The sequence below is a fragment of the Enterococcus xiangfangensis genome (assembly GCF_005405365.1).
Taxonomy (GTDB): Bacteria; Bacillota; Bacilli; order Lactobacillales; family Enterococcaceae; genus Enterococcus_A; species Enterococcus_A xiangfangensis.
This window is the reverse complement of sequence record NZ_BJDX01000008.1, coordinates 1-18,674: the sequence shown is the minus strand read 5'-3', so window position 1 is coordinate 18,674 and position 18,674 is coordinate 1. Positions and strand designations below refer to the sequence as shown.

The window sequence follows — 18,674 nt, the reverse complement described above, 5'->3', positions numbered from 1 at the left end:
AATTTTTTATTTGTTAAAGAGAGGGTTGTTTCACAGATTTCCATTGCTAATTTATGATAAAACCATTAATATTATTAGAAATAAATAAATTTTTAACGATGAAAATGAGAAAAGCATTTTATGTTGTAAGTTAAAGCTGCTAGTAAATCAGCAACAATAAGAATGTTAATAAGAATTGGGAGTGATGAGCATGGAAGAATTATGGGAAGTATTGAGGCCTGAAGAACAAATCGAATTAAAGCTAAGAAAGTTGTATACTCAGCATCATTTCCATCCTTATCACTTAAATAACTTTGAAGATTATGGGAGTTATCAACAAAGCTACAATTTTTTAAGAAACTCATCGATTATTACGTTTACTGGAAATGATGGGCGAACAATGGCATTGAAACCGGATGTGACGTTATCAATCGCTAAGAACACACCAGCCGGAAAAGCACGGAAAGTGTATTACGTAGAAGATGTGTACCGTCATGATCGACAAGCGGGAGAATATCAAAAAATTTATCAAATTGGTCTGGAGATCATCGATGAGATCACGTGGGAAAATCAGCTGGAAGTATTGGAACTGGCTTGGGAAAGTTTGGCTCAAGTTGGCGAAGGGACATTGGATCTTTCTCACATGGGGATTTTAAATGGAATCTGTGATCGTTTTGCGGAAGAAGATCGGCAAAAAGTATTAGATTGTTTGCGAGATAAGAGTTCTCATGGCATGGACGCATTGACTGCAAAAGCGGGACTTGCAAAAGAAGAATCTGAAAACTTGGCTAAATTAGTTCGTTTATCAGGAAATTTTGAAACGAAATATCAACGGGCAAAAAAATTATTGGCGAGTTATCCCGAAGCACAAGCGGGGTTAGAGGAGCTGAAGCAATTATACCAAGCGTTGCAAGAAAAGAATTTAGCAGAAAAAGTTCATTTGCGTTTGGATTTTTCAATTATGAATGATGCGGATTATTATAGTGGATTGTTGTTCCAAGGTTTTACAAAAGAGGCGCGCGTGACGATTTTATATGGCGGACGATATGATCGATTAATGAGCCGTCAAGGGAAAAATCAAGGAGCAATCGGTTTTGGGATGAAGTTGAATCATGTCGGACAAAAGATTCCAGTGGCAAGTAAGAGTGCTGAATATCTAAATATCGCTTTACCTAAAGGTCGAATGGGGGATGCGGTTTATGAGTTGTTTACACAAGCGGGTGTCGCGGCTAAAGGAGTTTTTGCAGAGAATCGGAAATTGATCTTTTGCGATGAGACAAACAAGTTGCGTTTCTTTTTAGTAAAGCCGAGCGATGTCGCAATCTATGTCGAGCATGGTGCTGCTGATATCGGTGTAGCAGGCAAAGATGTTTTGTTAGAAAGCAAAGCTGAAGTAATCGAATTTTTAGATCTTCACATGGGCAGCTGTCGTTTAGCAGTTGCGGCGCACAATGACTTTGAAGAAGATTTTTCACGACCTTTACGTGTGTCAACTAAATATCCGCAAATCACAAGAGCATATTATGAAGGCCGCGGGCGTTCGGTAGAATTGATCCAACTGCATGGCTCGATCGAATTAGCCCCGCTGTTAGGGTTATCGGATGTAATTGTCGATATCGTCGAAACAGGAACGACGTTAAAAGAAAATGACCTGAAAGTCATCGAAGAGATCGCACCGTCTTCTGCACGTTTGATCATCAACAACGCGACTTGGCGGTTTAAACAGGAAAGAATCCAGAAAGTGATTGAGAAGGTGAGGGAGCAATTATGAGAGTTTATTCCACCCAAAGGGATCCATTAAATGATATTTTAGCGCGAAAATACGCTGAAACCGCGGATGTCTCCGCAATCGTCCAAAAAATCATTGAACGTGTACGAACTGGAGGCGATCGAGCGCTTTATCAATTGATCGAAGAAATTGATAACGTCACATTGGATTCATTGACTGTGAGTAAAGCAGAAATCGAAACGGCTTTACTCACAGTCTCGGCCGAATTGCTAGAAGTGATGGAACAAGCAAAAGCCAATATTCTTGCGTTTCATCAAAAACAAGTCCGTCAAGGGTTTGCTTCAACTGAGCAAAACGGGGTTGTAATGGGGCAGCGGATCTTGTCGTTGTCTTGCGTTGGGGTTTATGTTCCCGGCGGAACGGCCGCCTATCCCAGTACCGTGTTGATGGACGTATTACCGGCAAAAATCGCCGGAGTCAAAAAAATCGTCATGATGACCCCTACGGATAGTGAAGGCAATGTTCCAGTTGCGATTTTAGCTGCGGCACAAATTGCCGGAGTAGATGAAATTTATAAAGTCGGTGGTGCGCAAGGCGTAGCAGCGCTTGCTTATGGAACCGAAACGATTCCGAAAGTAGATAAAATCGTAGGTCCTGGAAATATTTATGTAGCCACGGCCAAACGGATGGTCTATGGAACCGTTGATATCGATATGATCGCCGGACCGAGTGATGTTTTGATCATTGCGGATCACAGCGCCAATCCACGCTGGGTCGCAGCGGATCTTTTGGCTCAAGCAGAACACGATAAATTAGCGCAAGCAATTCTCGTAATGACAGAAGAGGCATTGATTGAAAAAATTCAATTAGAACTAGAACAGCAATTGGCAGAATTACCGCGAAAAGAAATCGCAGCCGCTGCAATTGAAAACAACGGGAAAATAATTTTGGTCCAAGATTTGGCAGAAGCGACAGATATAGCCAATCTAATTGCACCGGAACATCTTGAATTGTCAGTCGCTGACCCATTTGCGCTGCTAGGAAAAATAGAAAATGCCGGAAGTGTTTTTTTAGGCCACCATACGCCTGAAGTTTTGGGCGATTATTTTGCAGGTCCCAATCATACTTTACCGACTGAAGGAACGGCGAGATTTTATTCACCATTATCAGTAGACGATTTTGTTAAAAAGAGCAGCTACCTTTATTATACCTCAGAGGCACTGGAAGCAGCCGCCTCAGCAGTCGAATTATTTTCGGAGACTGAAGCGTTGATCGGTCACGCACGTTCGATGAAAGTCCGAAGAGACAATGATTCCACTTTTGCGGCAAAGGATAAAAAGAGTGCGGACAGATTTGTCTGATAGGCACTTGATTCTTTTAAAATAAATTTGTGAATGCCGCTGAATTAGGAGGAAAAGAATGACCTTTTTAAATCAGAAATATCAAGAGTTAACTCCCTATACACCAGGCGAGCAAGTAGATGAACAAGTGTATATCAAATTAAATACCAACGAGAATCCGTATCCGCCCGCGCCAAGCGTTCAACAGGCAGTCAGCGAAGCGGCGCAAAAATTGAATCGGTATTCAGATATCGCTGTCGAAACTGTTGCCAAACCATTGGCTCACTACCTAGGTGTGAAGCAAGAACAACTATTTCTTGGGAATGGCAGTGATGAAGTGCTTTCCTATCTTTTTCAAGGATTTACGGAAAAAGGGATTGCTTTTCCTGATGTAACTTACGGTTTTTACCAAGTCTACAGCAATCTTTATCAAGTAGAGACACAAATTGTTCCGTTGAAAAAAGATTTTTCATTGGAACTAAGTGAATACGATGAATTGAAGGGAACGGTGATTTTTGCCAACCCTAACGCACCGACTGGAATTTATCTGGCACAAGAAGAAATTTGCGAATTTTTAACACACCATCCGGATCGTTTGGTTGTGGTGGATGAAGCCTATACTGATTTTGGTAGTCAATCGATGGTGTCTTTAATTGATCAATATAAAAATTTGTTCGTAGTCGGGACGTTTTCTAAGTCACGCCAACTAGCTGGTGCACGCTTAGGTTTCGGCGTGGGAAATACAGAGTTGATTGCGGACTTGAATCGTTTGCGCTTCAGTCTGAATCCTTACAATGTCAATAGTTTGTCCCAAGCAGCCGGTGGTGCTGTTTTGCAAGAACAAGCCTACGTAGATCAGAAAATTCAAGAAACGATCCGTGTCAGAGAATGGAGTAAAAAAGAGTTGGCAAGACTAGGGTTTGAACAGACCGATAGTCAAGGAAATTTTTTATTCGCGAAACACCCAAAAGTGGCGGGTGAAAAGCTGTTCACTAGTTTAAGAGAAAACAACATTTTAGTCCGCTGGTTCGACCAGCCACGTATAAAAGAGTATTTACGAATCACGGTTGGAACACAAGAACAAATGGAACGTTTGATAAACGTTTTGACAACAATAATAGAAGAGGTGACAGTATGAGAAAAGCGGAAGTGATTCGCCAAACATCTGAAACAAAGATTCAGCTGGCATTGACGATAGACGGCACTGGACAGCAAACGATCAAAACAAAGATTGGTTTTTTAGATCATATGTTGGAATTGTTCGTTCGGCATGGTCGTTTTGATCTAGCGCTTACTTGTGATGGCGACGTTGAAGTAGATGCGCATCATACAACAGAAGATATCGCCATCGCACTTGGACGGGCTTTTTCTGAAAGTCTGGGAGAGCGCCGCGGGATCATACGTTACGGCAGTATGTTGTTGCCGATGGATGAAGCGTTAGTGATGACTTCTGTCGACATCAGCGGCCGTGGGATGGCGGTCGTCGAGTTAGATATTCCTAGTGAAAAAATCGGCCAGCAGTTCGATACTGAACTAGTCGAAGAATTTTTTATCGCTTTTGCGCGCGAATTAGGAGCGACGATCCATTTGCATCAAATTGCTGGAAAAAATAGTCATCATATCGTTGAAGCGTGTTTTAAAGGGTTCGGTCGGGCGTTAGGCGAGGCGATTGCGGTCAATCAGCAAGCTCCTGATGAAATCCCATCCACCAAAGGAACGATTAAATGATGTCCTAAGCTTAACTTAGGTTAAATATAAGTAATCACGATGGTAGAAAAATTTTGACTGTACTGATGAATCAGCTTTGATTTATGTACTTCTGTCACAAGGTAGTTGAAATGATTCTAAAGGAGGAAATTCATGCTAGCAATTATAGATTACGGTGTTGGCAATTTGTTTAGTTTAGCGCGTTCATTGGAATCTTTAGGTGTTAAATGCCAAATCACGCGTTCCCTAACCGAATTAACCGCCGCCGAGCGGATCATTTTGCCAGGAGTCGGCGCGTTCGGCGATGCACGCAAAAAACTTGATGAATTATCACTAGTTGAGCCCATCCAAGAGTTAGCAGCGTCAGGCAAACCTTTTTTAGGAATTTGTCTGGGGATGCAGCTACTGTTTGATAAAAGCGAAGAATTCGGTGATCACTCAGGATTGGGACTGATTCCGGGACGAATCGTTTCCATGCGTGGGGCGTTTGAACAAGCGAGTATCGATCTAAAAGCTCCGCAGATTGGCTGGAACAAGCTAAACGTACACAATCACCAAAGTCCGCTAGTGAAATCATTGGGAGAAAATGATTTTGTTTATTACGTCCACAGCTATTATGCGACAGATTGCCAAGAACATTTAGTTGCAGACAGTGAGTATGGGATCTCAATCCCTGGCATCGTTCAAAACAAAAATGTTTTCGGCACACAATTTCATCCAGAAAAAAGTGGAACGGTCGGTTTAAATATCTTAAAAGCTTTCACGGAGGTGCCCGTATGAAAATTTTTCCAGCAATTGATCTCTTGGACCAGAAGGTCGTTCGGCTCTACCAAGGGGATTATCAGCAAAAAGAAGTTTTTGGCGATGACCCAGTTGCCTTTGCCCAGGCATTTGAACAAGCCGGTGCAAATTATTTGCATCTCGTTGACCTAGATGGTGCTAAAGCGGGGAAGCTGCACTATTTTGAGACTGCACAAAAAATTGTTGAAAACACAAATTTATTTGTAGAAGTCGGTGGCGGGATTCGTGATGAGGAAACGATCAAACATTGTCTATCAGCTGGTGTAGATCGAGTTATTCTCGGAACGATTGCTCAAAAAAATCCTGCGTTCACACAAGCAATGCTAAAAAAATATAGAAATAAAATTGCCATCGGCGTAGATGCCAAAGATGGGAAAGTCGCCGTCGAAGGCTGGTTGGAAAAAACGGCGACAGATGCGTTTGACTTTTGTCAGCAATTAGTTGTTTGGGGAGCTGAAACGATTATTTTTACTGAGATTGCCCGTGATGGGACCGGTGAAGGGATCAACTTGCCGCTATATCAAAAACTCAATCAACTAGAGGCAGAAATCGTGGCCTCTGGCGGGGTAGCATCCTTGAACGATATTGAAGGATTGAAACAGTTGGGGATTTCCGGTGCGATTGTCGGAAAGTCGTTGTATAACGAAAAGTTAAAACTAGAAGATGTTTTAGCGGCAGGAAGAGAAGAGCATTAATCGTTCGGCTATGCCAGATTTGTCTGAGTTAGCTAATTTGCAATGTAGAAATGAAACAGAACTGTTTAGCAAATAGATCTACGAAAAAGGCAAAAGTATTTTTACAGAAATAATATGAGGAGGGCACTCAATGATCGCAAAACGAATCGTTCCATGTTTAGATGTGCGTGATGGCCGGGTTGTCAAAGGGATCAATTTTGCAGGATTGCAAGATGTCAATGATCCGGTGACGTTGGCGCGTTTTTACAATGAACAAGGCGCAGATGAGCTAGTCTTTTATGACATCACCGCTTCAGCAGAAGAGCGGGGACTATTTACGGATATTTTAAAAGGTGTGGCGTCAGAAGTGTTCATCCCGTTGACCGTCGGTGGCGGGATCAATACATTGTCTGATTTTGAACGTGTTTTGAATTGCGGTGCGGATAAAGTCAGTATCAACTCTGGTGCGCTTCGTCGGCCACAGTTAATCGAAGAGGGTGCAAAACGCTACGGTAGCCAGTGTGTCGTTTTATCAGTAGATGTTCGTCGTGTCGGTGACCAATGGCATGTTTTTGCAAAAGGTGGACGCGAGGACACAGGGCTGGAAGCGTTGGAATGGATCCGTCAAGGCGAGCAGCTGGGAGCGGGTGAATTAGTCATCAACAGTATGGATACAGATGGTGTGAAACGAGGGTTTGATCTCGAACTGCTGGAAGCTGTCAGCAATAATACCTCGTTACCCATCGTAGCTTCTGGCGGTGCTGGTAAAGGTGAAGATTTCATCGATTTGTTTCAATTGCCGAAGATCGAAGCTGGCTTAGCGGCCTCGATTTTTCATTATGGTGAAGTGAAGATTCCAGACCTAAAAAAACAATTGCTAACCGCAAAGATACCCGTTCGGATCGTTTAGATTATTAAGAAGATTTTTACAGGAAGCTTAAAGCCAGTCAATTTTAGAAATAAATTTATTTTTATTTTTCGCAAAAGGCGGATGCTAATTTGAACTAGGGGTGAAAAACATGGCAAAGTTAAAATTTGATGATCAGGGATTGATTCCGGTGATCGTTCAAGATGCAGAAACTAATGAAGTGCTGACATTGGCCTACATGAATCAGGAAAGTTATGAATTGACATTGAAAGATCAATTGATGACTTTTTATTCTCGCAGCCGTAAAGAGTTATGGCGCAAAGGCGAAACTAGTGGAAATTATCAACATCTAGTATCGCTGAAAGTAGACTGTGATCAAGATGCATTAGTGGCGAAAGTAAAAAAGGATGGACCGGCTTGTCATACTGGCGCAGAAAGTTGTTTCAATGAGGTTTTGTTTGGCAAAGATTCGGCTAGCACGATCGACACTTTGTATCAATTAGTCAAAGACCGGAAAGAAACACCGCAAGAAGGCAGTTATACTAGTTATTTATTTGAAAAAGGCGTTGAGAAAATCTTGAAAAAAGTCGGTGAAGAGTCGACGGAAGTTGTGATTGGCGCAATGAAAGAAGATCATGATGAAACGGTTTTTGAAATTTCTGATTTGGTGTACCATATTCTTGTATTGATGGTCGAAAGAGAGATTGATTTGGCAGAAGTGCGCCAAGAATTAGCAAACCGCCACGTTGTTGATAAAAAAGTGAAACAAGAACGGATGCAGTAGCCGCGAGTGTGATTGTTGTTTGGTAGAAAATTTAGCCACCAAAAATACCAGGCACGTCATTAAAAGATTCATTTAAACTAGGAGGATCAGCGATGTTTTATTCAAATGCACATACCCACAGCACGTGGTGTGACGGAAAAGACACTTTAGCAGATATGGCGCAAGCAGCGATTGATTTAGGTTTTACGGATCTGGGATTTACGTGTCACTCGCCGGCGCCTTTTGATCCAAGTTGTCCGGGGGTGCAAAATGAAGCAGCGTATCAAGCCGCATTGCGTGAATTAAAGCAGCAATTAGCAGGGCAATTGAACATCGTCTCAGGATTAGAATGGGATTATTACAGCCCGGATCCAATGGACGGCTATGATTACACTGTAGGCTCCGTTCATTATTTTCCGCCGCGGCAAGGAATTTTTCGTAGTGTCGATGAAAGTCCGGCAAGTCTTATGCAGACTTTGGATCAGTGGTATCAAGGAGATAGTATGCAGTTAGTCCAAGATTATTATGATACGGTGGTCAAGCATATCGATCAGAATCATTCGAAAATCGTCGGTCATTTTGATTTGATTACGAAGTTTAATGAAAAACAGCCTTGGCTGGATGAAGACAGTGAAAAATATCAAGCAATCGCTTTGAAGGCATTAAATGATGTGATCGATATCATCCAAACGTATGACGGAATGGTGGAGATCAACACAGGAGCCATTTCGCGCAACTGGCGAACGACGCCATATCCTAATCCTTTTTTGCTGAAGCAATTGAAGCAGCGAGAATGCCCAATCATTATTACGAGCGACAGTCATGAAACGGTGACATTGACTTGTCATTTTTCTGAAACAGTCGAATTATTGAAAACAATTGGTTTTACTGCAACAAGGCAATTAAAAGATGGAATTTTTCAGCCGATTTCTTTTGATTAAGAGAAAGATTTGACAAAAGGGGTTCGGTGTCGCTATTATAGAACCAAGTTGAATACGTGCGAGGATCAATTTTAGAAATTTGTGGAAGAGCACAGCGAGTTTGGGATAGTGGAAGCCAAGCGGGAAAGCAAATTTTGTTGGCGTTTGTGAGCACATTTTGTTAAAGCTGCCAAGCACTTTTGCTTGGAAGTAGGGTGGAACCGCGTTGATACGTCCCTATGCCGAATCTCGGCATAGGGACTTTTTTTGCGAATACCACTTCTTATTTTAGTGTGGTCAGTGGAGTCATGAGCTAGCTGCTCTGCGAGTTAAAAGAAAAATAAATAGCAGTAATTAAACAGGAGGAAATAAAATGAGCAAGTTAACGGTACAAGAAATGATTTTGACGTTGCAAAAATTTTGGTCAGACAATGGCTGTATGTTGATGCAAGCCTACGATACAGAAAAAGGAGCGGGGACAATGAGCCCGTATACTTTTTTACGTGCAATCGGTCCAGAGCCATGGCGTGCAGCCTACGTGGAACCTTCACGTCGTCCCGCTGATGGACGTTATGGGGAAAATCCTAACCGATTGTATCAACACCATCAATTCCAAGTGGTGATGAAACCTTCACCAAAAAATATCCAAGAGTTGTATTTAGATAGCTTGCGCTTATTAGGAATTGATCCGTTGGAACACGACATTCGGTTTGTAGAAGACAACTGGGAAAATCCTTCAATGGGTTGTGCCGGTGTTGGTTGGGAAGTTTGGTTGGATGGGATGGAAATCACCCAGTTTACTTATTTCCAACAAGTTGGTGGTCTGCAATGCCGTCCAGTAACTTCTGAATTGACTTATGGCTTGGAACGGTTAGCTTCGTACATCCAATCAGTCGATAGTGTGTATGATTTGGAATGGAGCACTGGTGTGAAATATGGTGAAATCTTTAAACAACCTGAATATGAACATTCAAAATATTCATTTGAAGAAAGCAATCAAGAAATGCTTTTAGAAAACTTTGATAAATTTGAAAAAGAAGCCAAACGTTGTATTGATGAAAATCTAGTGCATCCTGCATACGATTATATTTTAAAATGCAGCCACACGTTCAATTTATTGGATGCTCGCGGTGCAGTCTCTGTAACAGAGCGTGCCGGCTACTTAGCACGAATCCGTAATATGGCGCGTGCTGTTGCTAAAATTTTCGTGGCCGAACGTGAAAAATTAGGCTTCCCATTATTGAATCAGGAGGGCAAATAAGATGGCGAAAGATCTATTATTAGAAATTGGTTTAGAAGAAATGCCAGCCCACGTGGTTTGGCCAAGCATCAAACAATTAGAAGAAAGAATCTCAAAATTTTTAGCAGAAAACAGTTTAACCTTTGAATCGATCGAAAACTTTTCAACGCCGCGCCGGTTAGCAATCCGGGTAACTAATATTCCTGATCGACAAGAAGATGTACAAGAAGAAGTCAAAGGTCCTGCAAAAAAAATTGCACTAGATGCTGAAGGCAACTGGAGTAAAGCGGCCGAAGGATTTGTTCGTGGCCAAGGATTGACGACGGATGCCATCACATTTCGTGAGTTGAACGGTGTCGAATATGTCTATGTTACAAAATATATTCACGGAAAAGAAAGCAAAGAAGTCTTGACTGGACTATTAGACGTTGTCAAAAGTATGACCTTTCCGACTATGATGCATTGGGGCGACACGATGTTTGAATACATCCGTCCGATTCATTGGATCATAGCTTTATTAGATGATGAAGTCATCCCCTTTGAATTATTGGATGTTCAAACAGGACGGACGACAGAAGGCCATCGTTTCTTAGGCAATCAAATCGAGCTTGCAAATCCGAGTGACTATGAAGACAAGTTAGCAGAACAATTCGTAATTGCCGACGCATATAAACGCCAACAAATGATCGTGGAACAAATCGAAGCAATCGCTGGAAAAAATAACTGGGTCATCGATCTTGATGCTGAGTTGTTAGAAGAAGTAACCAACTTAGTAGAATACCCAACCGCTTTTGTCGGTGATTTTGAAGAACGTTTCTTATCGATACCAGAAGAAGTTTTAGTTACTTCAATGAAAGAACATCAACGTTACTTTGAAGTCCGCAACCAAGCAGGAATGTTATTGCCGCATTTTATTTCTGTCCGCAACGGTAACAGTGTGAAATTAGACAATGTCGCTAAAGGAAACCAGAAAGTGTTAGCGGCTCGTTTAGAAGACGGCGAATTTTTCTTTGAAGAAGATAAAAAATTATCGATCGAAGACTGCGTCGAAAAATTAAAAAATGTGACTTTCCATGAAAAAATCGGCAGTATGTATGAAAAAATGCAGCGAGTTGGTTTGATTAGTCAAGTAATTGGTCAACGGGTTGGTTTGAGTGAAGAAGACTTAACGACTTCGAAACGCGCGTCAGAAATCTATAAATTTGATCTAGTTACGAATATGATCGGGGAATTTCCTGAATTACAAGGAATCATGGGAGAAAAATATGCCTTATTAAAAGGTGAGACACCGGCTGTTGCTACAGCGATCCGTGAACATTATTTACCTACTTCATCTGATGGTGAATTGCCAAAAACAGCGATTGGAGCGGTTTTAGCGATTGCAGATAAACTGGACAGTGTATTAGGCTTCTTCGCGGCAGGCATGATCCCAAGCGGTTCAAATGACCCTTATGCATTGCGTCGTCAAACTTACGGGATCATTCGGATTGTCGAAGCACAAGGCTGGACGTTCCCGTTCACCGATATGCAAGGGGCGATCGTTGATGCCATTAATGACGATGTCTTAGATTATGGCATCCAATTCAATCGTGACCAAAAAGAATTTATCGAGTTCTTTAAAGGTCGGATCCGTCAACGTCTCCAAATCTATAACGTCCGTCACGATATCATCGATGCAGTAGTAGAGTCACGCCAAGATGATTTAGTACAAATTTTCAAAACAGCTCAGATCTTTGATCAACATTTATCGGATGAACATTTTAAAGAGACGATGGAAGCTTTGACGCGGGTCATTAATTTGACGAAGAAGATGGAACCGTCCGCAATTGATTTCAAGGTAGATCCTCAGTTATTTGAAAATGACAGCGAAAAAGAGCTTTATGCCGCAGTAAAAGAAGCTGAAGATGAATTTGCAAATCAAAGTATGGCCGAAAATTACCAAACTTTGACGAACTTACGTCCTGTGATTGAACGTTATTTCAACGACACGATGATCATGGTCGAAGACGAGAAAATTCGCGACAATCGCTTGAATCAATTAGCAATCATCACGCGAATGGCTAATGCTTTAGCAAGTATCGATAAGATCATTACGAAATAAGAAAAATCGATCACCGCTGATTTACAATTATTGAATCAACATAAAGAAATAAAAAACAGATTCAAATTTAAAAAAGCGATGAATGGAATGGCTTACGAAAATAGTGCCATAATAAAAAACCTTTGAGTGCAAACTCAAAGGTTTTTTATTATAGGATCAATTTTAATAATAGCGGGATGTAGGCGAGATAAAGTAAGACAGAATAGCCTAAGGATGACGCGGCGAATTTTTGATCGGCTTCATAAGAACGAGCCAAGATTGGGACAGAATTTTGGACGGGCATAGCTGATTGAATGATAAAAACAGAAAGCATCAGAGGTGGCACGCTGATCCATTGTCCTAATGACCATACGATCAAAGGCGAGATCAGATAGCGCCCGATGAGCACACCGAGAATATCTTTGTTTAGTTTCAGATTTTTGATGCCGACATTGTAGACAATGATTCCAATTACAAACATCGACAAAGGAGTTGTCAAATTCGCGAGATAGGCTAAAAAAGTTTCGATGGAAGTTGGCACGGTCAGATTTATCAAAACCATACATAAACCAAGCAAGAAACCTAAAAGTGCCGGCGAAAAAATTTTCTTTAAAATCGGAATCAAATGGAAATTGACTGTTGCTTGTTCGATCTGCGGGTTATCACGAGCGATGAAATAAATTCCCAGTGTCCAAAAAATTGTTGTATTGACGATGTAATACAGCAAGACATAAGGAACCGCCCGTTCACCAAAGATCGCCAAATTGATGGGCAAACCGATAAAGATTGTATTGGAACAAGTGAACATTGTAGAAAAAATCCCTTTACGAGCCGGTGAGATGTGAAAAATCTGTCGATAGACAAAACTGATCACAAAAGTCAGCAGCATCGAAAGAAGCGGGATCACCATTCCGCCAACAAGATGCAGAAATTCAGAGCGGGAAAAATTTTTAGTGATCGTCAAAAACATATTGCAAGGTAAGGCAATCTGTAAAACTAATTTTGAAAAGGCGTCGCCGATTTGATTTGTGAACCACTGTTTATAGGTCAAAACATAGCCAATAAACATTAAAACAAAAATAAAAAGGATATTGATATACGCAGAAATCATTTTTTCACCCCAAGTCTACTGTCTACTATACAGAAAAAAACGGGTGTCATCAATCACTGATGACGCCCGTATGTTCATTTCTATCTTGATAATTCAGTAAGCCTGTTAAATTTTCGATTTGTTCTTCGAGACTGTCACCAACAGTCGTATCTTTGATGAGGACGCGGGTCAAATCTTTATCGATCACACGTTTCAAAGAAGTTTCGTCTACTTGTCTGGCTAATAGATCCTCAACGGATTCAAAAGGATCATGAGTGACCAATTGGAAGCCGTAAGAATTATTTAGTAATGAGTAACCGGCAATACCCGTCGTCTTTTGATAAGCTTTAGAAAGTCCGCCATCGATTACAAACAACATACCTTCGCCTTTGATCGGCGATTCGCCGCCTTTGACCTTCACCGGCGTGTGGCCGTTGATGATTCGAGAATGGGGAGAATATAAAGCAAATTCTTCTAAGATCATCTGACAAGTCTCATGGGTATCGCGAAATTGATAGTACGGATTCTTGATTTCTTTATGCGTCTTTTTATCAGCGATAAAGTAGCGTTCGAAAGTAGTCATAGCACTTTTACCAAACTGAGGCGAAACTTTTCCAGTCCAACAATACCAGATCCAATCAGCGGCTGAACTGTCTTTTTTCTGACTTTGACAGCCAGAACGGATCTGTTCTTCAAAAAAGTTCAAAAGATCTTTTCCGCTGTAATCTTTGCCGGCAACAGTCAATGGCAGAAAACTTCCATCAGCTTTTAAAGGCAGACAGCCATGAAATAGAAGATGCTGGTTATAAACTAAATACATTGAACCTTTGTCTAACAACAGCTGCATGTGTTCTTGCATTTTTGTTGATTGCTGGAAAGAAGCCAGTAATGTATCTACTACATATTCCTCTTGCTCTGTGAGCGCATGGACATCTTTTTGGATCGTTTGGAAGCAGCTGCCTTGTAATGGGTACTCTTTTTCAGCTAACCGAATCGTTTCTTGCTCGAAGTTGATTTTTTCCAGCAGCAGCCGATCATTCATTTGAAATTCAGGATGTCGTTTGATTAATTGACCTTCTAATTTAAACTGAATAACTGACAACGCTTGGTGGACTTTTTCCAAACTGTCTAAACTTTCGATTGAATAACTTTCTCCGCTATTTTTTTCTTTTGGCGTAAAAATTGGATTTTTTTGATAATGCTCTTCTGCGTACATGAATAACGGCCGGAGATTCAATGCATAGGCCTGTTCAATCTCATATAGATAATTATAACGGGCAGCGATTCGCAACAAGGTCATCAAGCAAGCACGGGATCCGGCATAAGCGCCCATCCACAAAATATCGTGGTTGCCCCATTGGACATCGACAGAAGGGTGCTGGCACAAAGTATCCATGATTTTATCAGCAGCGGGCCCACGATCAAAAATATCGCCGACCACATGAAGATGATCAAGCACCAAACGCTGGATACTTTGACACAAAGCGATGATAAATGGTTTGCCTTGCTCCAAATCTAGTAAGTGGGCTAGGATCTGATCAAAGTAAGCGGCTTTATCCGTGTAATTCGTATCGGTGTACATCAGTTCTTCAATAATATACGTGTATTGTTTCGGTAGCGCTTTCCGAACTTTTGAACGTGTATATTTTGTTGAACAAAAAGCCAGCAATTCCAATAATTGTCGGATCTTTTTCCGATACCATGAACAATCACGATAAGCATAGAAGTCTTCGTCTGACAATGCTTGTTGTGGATAAGCAACTAGAATCGTCAATTTGTCCTTCTCGTGTTCTGTTAAGCGGTCACCAAAAAGCAAGCTGATTTTTTCTTTGATATTGCCGGCGCCAGTGCGCAAGATGTGATCAAAGGCAGCGAACTCCCCATGAATATCACTGATGTAAAGTTCGGTTCCTTTTGGCAGATGCATGATGGCTTCTAAGTTGACTAACTCAGTCATGATTGCTTCTTTGGTACTAAATTCTTTTTCCAACATTTGATAATACTTTTCACGGGTCGATAGCATACAGGCACTCCTTATTCAGATTGATTTAGCACGTGCAGATTGAAAAGGCTGATCATTTTTGAAAATTAGACACTTTATAACGAGTTATCCAAATATTCGCAAATCAGTGTCGCAGATTCTTCGATTGATTTGTCAGTAACATCGAGTGTAAACGCGCCTAGTTCATCATAAATTCTTAATGCATAATCGGCTTCTTCTTTGATCCGATTGATATCTGAGTAGCGAGAATTTTCAGCTAGACCTAAAGAATTTAAACGACTCATGCGGATTTTTTTCTGAACTTCTGGCTCAATCATCAGACCGACAAGTTTTTCTTTTGGTACGGCTTTGATCTGTTCAGGTAGAGGTACTTCTGGGATTAGCGGTAGGTTCGCTACTTTGATTCGTTTGTTTGCTAAATACATACTCAAAGGTGTTTTAGAAGTCCGTGAGATTCCCAGTAAAACAAGATCAGCTTCTAAAAATCCTTTAGCATCCTTGCCGTCATCGTATTTTACGGCAAATTCAATCGCTGCTACGCGATCAAAATATTCTTGATTTAATTTATGCACCACACCGGCTTGTTGCAATGGCGCAACGCCAGTTTTTTGATGGACGATCTCCATAAATGGACTCATCAAATTGATATACTGCAATCCTGTCCGTTCACCAAAGTCTTCGATGATTTTAGTAAGATTGTCGCTGACTAAAGTAGTCACTACGATCGCACTGTCTTTTAAGGCATCGCTTAAAATGCTTGTTAATTCGTCTTCATCTTTGGTAAAAGGGAAGCGGTAAGACAAATCAAAATCCACCGTAGGAAATTGTGCTGCTGCGGCATTGACTAATTTAAGCGACGTTTCGCCGACTGAATCAGAGATCATATATAGAGGTACACTTTTTTTCATTATTTTTTACTCCTATCGATTGGTTTCCGTTTGTTTTGCTTGCTGCATAATGTAATTGAAGATTCGAGATTTTGTAATTTTTCCGATAACTTTTTTTGGATCCTCTTCGCTGACCACCGGTAGTGAATCGACTTGATAATCAAGTAAGACAGCACCCGCTTCTAAGATCGTATAATCTTTTGTACAAGTTTGCAGATGCGGCGCGCGCGTCATCACGACTGCTACGGGTGTACTTTGCAAATTGCTGTTCAATGAAGCTCGCAATAAATCTTTACGTGATAATAAGCCAACAAGATGTTGATCTTTATCGGTCACATAAATCGAACCAACATCATACATAAACATATTAGTAATCGCGTCATGGATCGAAGTATCTTGTGGTGTCAGTAACGGTGACAGCATAATTTCTTCAACTTTGACAGAAAAGATTTTATCAAATAAAAACTGCTCGATGCCCACACCGGTGTAAGTGTAACCGACTTTAGGGCTGGCTTCTAAAATACCCGCCATAGTCAAGAAGGAAAGGTCGGTTCGTAAGGTAGCATGTGAGATTCCTAAGTGATCAGCGATTTTTTCGCCGCTTAGTGGTTGATCGCGTTTGACGACCTCAATGATTTTCTCTTGCCTTTGTGATAGATTCATAGGTCCTCCTAGTAATGCACTCCTTAGAAAAAGGAATTAAATTTTTCGGTAACAGTCCAAACGAATAGCTTAAAAAAGCCGAACGTTTGAATACACATTCTATTATACACGTAAAAACTATATAAACAACATGAATGATTAAATAAACACATATTTGATTCTTCAAAAAAATAAAGCGAAAATCCTTTCTAAAAAATGAATTTAGCAGTATAATACATTTTGTTGATAAATGACAACCTGTTAGTCAAGGGGTCAAGACGCCGCGTTCTCAGCGCGGAGGCACGGGTTCAAATCCCGTACAGGTTATAAAGTTATTCAGAGTTGATAGGCCAGTCTTTTTAGACCGGCGATTAACTCTATTTTTTTGCCATCTTTTCTCCGCGTGGGCAGAAACGTGGGCAGAAATTTTCCGGGGGATAGTCAATAATAAAAAAATCAGCTATTTTCAGATTAAAAAAAATACTGACAGAAAATCACTAGTGATTTTTGCCAGTACAATATAGAAGCACGATCAAATTTTATCAATTTTTATACCTCAAGGAAGAAACTCATCAGATTAGTGGTTTTTATTAAAAAGCAAGTTCTTCTACCTGAAGAAGATAAGAAATATTTTTTTGTTGGTGATGTTTTCGTAAAGTACGATACAACGCAATGTGATCAGTGTTTTTACTGAATAAGTTAAAAACAAAATAGGGCAAAGAATTATCTTTTGGGAGCAGTAATGCCGAAGAACAAATCAGAAAATCATAGTCTGCCATGTCGTGGATCGAAAATGGGACTAATTTGATGAATGAAAGATCCTTCAGCCGTTGTGTGATGTCTTGGCGAAACAGCTGGTTAGATTCTACGATTAGAGAGACAATCAAAGGCTGCTGCTGACCAGCAGATTCAAAGTAGGTCAAAGTCAGCCAAGTGAATAGATCGATCAAACAATTTTGACAACCTTTCAACCATTCAAATCCGTGCCGCTTACTAAATCGTGTAAAAAATCGCGTGATTTTTTGCTGAAGATAGTCGTAATGAATAGAAGGACTTTGACGAAAATAGACCAAAAGATTAAACAATGTCGGAATACGTTGGGGAAAAATATAGTAACAGACTAATACATTGTGCAAATTCCCGTGAATATCGGAATTTTTTTTCAAGAGACCTGTATCGCCGCGAATGATTGCTTTTTCCCAAAATGCTTCAAAACTCAGCAAAATAGTTGATAATGAATTTTTTTCAGTGAGATATTTTTGGATCATCGGCAAACGCGGATCATCGACCCCAGTATAGGTAGGCGCGTAGTAATGCATAAATTGTAAAAAACGATATTCTGCATACAGTTGCTCTTTTGAAACAGGAAAAAAATGTTCCAGTGCGTCCAGCGGCATCGCACTTTTTTTGGAAAAAACGGCATCGTAGCGTTCGTCGTCTTCAACATAGAAACCAGCTTTTGTGCGTAGATACGTAATCTCAACAAATAGATAAATTTCTTTTGTCCCAACGTAGTCCCGTCCTAAGGGGATCTCTTGGCTCAAAGCAGCTAACGTAGTTGTTAATTCTCCTGATTGGAAATGTTGGAACAACGGTTCGCTTCCTTTTGAAATCGCCCAAATAAGATTGAATAAAGTGATTCGAATCAAACGCTCATCACCTTTTAGGGAGAGTTGGCTGCGATTGAAAGTCAATCCAAATTGCTGAACATACTCTGCGAGTGGTTGGAGATGCCGCATACACGAAGCAATGCTGACATAATGAGATTGACAAAATGTCTTTAAATCTTTTTGCGGATGTTCCAATAGATAAAGCAAGCATTGATGAGGCACGCCTTGATAGACTAAAAAAGCAAAATATTGATCATAAGGGAACGGAACTGACCCAATAACCTGAGACAAAATAAAAAAGCACCCCTTGTTGAATTCAAGTTAAAATGAATTTAACAAGGA

Annotated in this window: 16 protein-coding genes and 1 tRNA gene; 12 read left to right on the top strand and 5 right to left on the bottom strand. The window is 40.7% G+C overall.

Annotated elements, in window-relative coordinates; genetic code table 11:
• The first annotated feature begins 190 nt into the window (after positions 1–190).
• From hisG to glyS, 11 genes are all read left to right on the top strand, one after another.
• The gene (hisG, locus tag FFM68_RS10025) at positions 191–1,750 is read left to right on the top strand and encodes an ATP phosphoribosyltransferase (RefSeq protein WP_137619205.1); all 1,560 of its coding nucleotides are present in this window, start codon (positions 191–193) and stop codon (positions 1,748–1,750) included.
• Complete coding sequence (gene hisD, locus FFM68_RS10020) at positions 1,747–3,069, top strand: histidinol dehydrogenase (RefSeq protein ID WP_137619204.1); 1,323 nt, start codon at positions 1,747–1,749, stop codon at positions 3,067–3,069. Before hisG ends, hisD begins: the two co-directional genes overlap by 4 nt.
• Before the next feature lie 58 nt (positions 3,070–3,127).
• A complete protein-coding gene (gene hisC / locus FFM68_RS10015) occupies positions 3,128–4,186 on the top strand; it encodes a histidinol-phosphate transaminase (protein WP_137619203.1) in 1,059 nt (352 codons plus the stop codon).
• On the top strand, positions 4,183–4,776 hold the full coding sequence (gene hisB / locus FFM68_RS10010) for an imidazoleglycerol-phosphate dehydratase HisB (RefSeq protein WP_137619202.1): 594 nt from the start codon (positions 4,183–4,185) through the stop codon (positions 4,774–4,776). Before hisC ends, hisB begins: the two co-directional genes overlap by 4 nt.
• 132 nt (positions 4,777–4,908) lie before the next feature.
• Positions 4,909–5,535, top strand: coding sequence for an imidazole glycerol phosphate synthase subunit HisH (gene hisH / locus FFM68_RS10005; RefSeq protein WP_137619201.1), 627 nt, complete (start codon positions 4,909–4,911; stop codon positions 5,533–5,535).
• On the top strand, positions 5,532–6,251 hold the full coding sequence (gene hisA, locus FFM68_RS10000; RefSeq protein ID WP_137619200.1) for a 1-(5-phosphoribosyl)-5-[(5-phosphoribosylamino)methylideneamino]imidazole-4-carboxamide isomerase: 720 nt from the start codon (positions 5,532–5,534) through the stop codon (positions 6,249–6,251). Before hisH ends, hisA begins: the two co-directional genes overlap by 4 nt.
• Positions 6,252–6,381: 130 nt before the next feature.
• The gene (gene hisF, locus FFM68_RS09995; RefSeq protein ID WP_137619199.1) at positions 6,382–7,140 is read left to right on the top strand and encodes an imidazole glycerol phosphate synthase subunit HisF; all 759 of its coding nucleotides are present in this window, start codon (positions 6,382–6,384) and stop codon (positions 7,138–7,140) included.
• A gap of 109 nt (positions 7,141–7,249) precedes the next feature.
• Positions 7,250–7,882 carry a bifunctional phosphoribosyl-AMP cyclohydrolase/phosphoribosyl-ATP diphosphatase HisIE gene (hisIE, locus tag FFM68_RS09990; RefSeq protein WP_137619198.1) on the top strand — a complete coding sequence of 211 codons (633 nt, stop codon included), beginning with the start codon at positions 7,250–7,252 and terminating at the stop codon, positions 7,880–7,882.
• A 92-nt stretch (positions 7,883–7,974) separates the two neighbouring features.
• Positions 7,975–8,802 (top strand): histidinol-phosphatase, encoded by an 828-nt coding sequence (locus FFM68_RS09985; RefSeq protein ID WP_137619197.1) that lies wholly within the window; start codon positions 7,975–7,977, stop codon positions 8,800–8,802.
• Between the two features lie 352 nt (positions 8,803–9,154).
• Positions 9,155–10,042: a glycine--tRNA ligase subunit alpha gene (gene glyQ / locus FFM68_RS09980; protein ID WP_137619196.1), complete on the top strand. Its 888-nt coding sequence runs from the start codon at positions 9,155–9,157 to the stop codon at positions 10,040–10,042.
• 1 nt (position 10,043) lies between these two features.
• The gene (glyS, locus tag FFM68_RS09975; RefSeq protein ID WP_137619195.1) at positions 10,044–12,122 is read left to right on the top strand and encodes a glycine--tRNA ligase subunit beta; all 2,079 of its coding nucleotides are present in this window, start codon (positions 10,044–10,046) and stop codon (positions 12,120–12,122) included.
• A gap of 148 nt (positions 12,123–12,270) precedes the next feature.
• On the opposite strand, the gene FFM68_RS09970 is transcribed toward glyS, so the two are convergent.
• From FFM68_RS09970 to FFM68_RS09955, 4 genes are all read right to left on the bottom strand, one after another.
• Positions 12,271–13,212: an AEC family transporter gene (locus FFM68_RS09970; protein ID WP_137619194.1), complete on the bottom strand. Its 942-nt coding sequence runs from the start codon at positions 13,210–13,212 to the stop codon at positions 12,271–12,273.
• Between the two features lie 49 nt (positions 13,213–13,261).
• Complete coding sequence (locus tag FFM68_RS09965) at positions 13,262–15,214, bottom strand: fructose-1,6-bisphosphatase (protein WP_137619193.1); 1,953 nt, start codon at positions 15,212–15,214, stop codon at positions 13,262–13,264.
• A gap of 74 nt (positions 15,215–15,288) precedes the next feature.
• Positions 15,289–16,101, bottom strand: coding sequence for a pyruvate, water dikinase regulatory protein (locus FFM68_RS09960; protein WP_137619192.1), 813 nt, complete (start codon positions 16,099–16,101; stop codon positions 15,289–15,291).
• 12 nt (positions 16,102–16,113) lie between these two features.
• Positions 16,114–16,743: a helix-turn-helix transcriptional regulator gene (locus FFM68_RS09955; protein WP_137608730.1), complete on the bottom strand. Its 630-nt coding sequence runs from the start codon at positions 16,741–16,743 to the stop codon at positions 16,114–16,116.
• A 234-nt stretch (positions 16,744–16,977) separates the two neighbouring features.
• On the opposite strand from FFM68_RS09955, the gene FFM68_RS09950 reads away from it, so the two are divergent.
• A tRNA-Glu gene (locus FFM68_RS09950) sits at positions 16,978–17,049 on the top strand.
• Positions 17,050–17,312: 263 nt separating this feature from the next.
• Here the strand turns inward: FFM68_RS09950 and FFM68_RS09945 are convergent.
• The gene (locus FFM68_RS09945; RefSeq protein WP_167483479.1) at positions 17,313–18,623 is read right to left on the bottom strand and encodes a helix-turn-helix domain-containing protein; all 1,311 of its coding nucleotides are present in this window, start codon (positions 18,621–18,623) and stop codon (positions 17,313–17,315) included.
• Between the last annotated feature and the right edge of the window lie 51 nt (positions 18,624–18,674).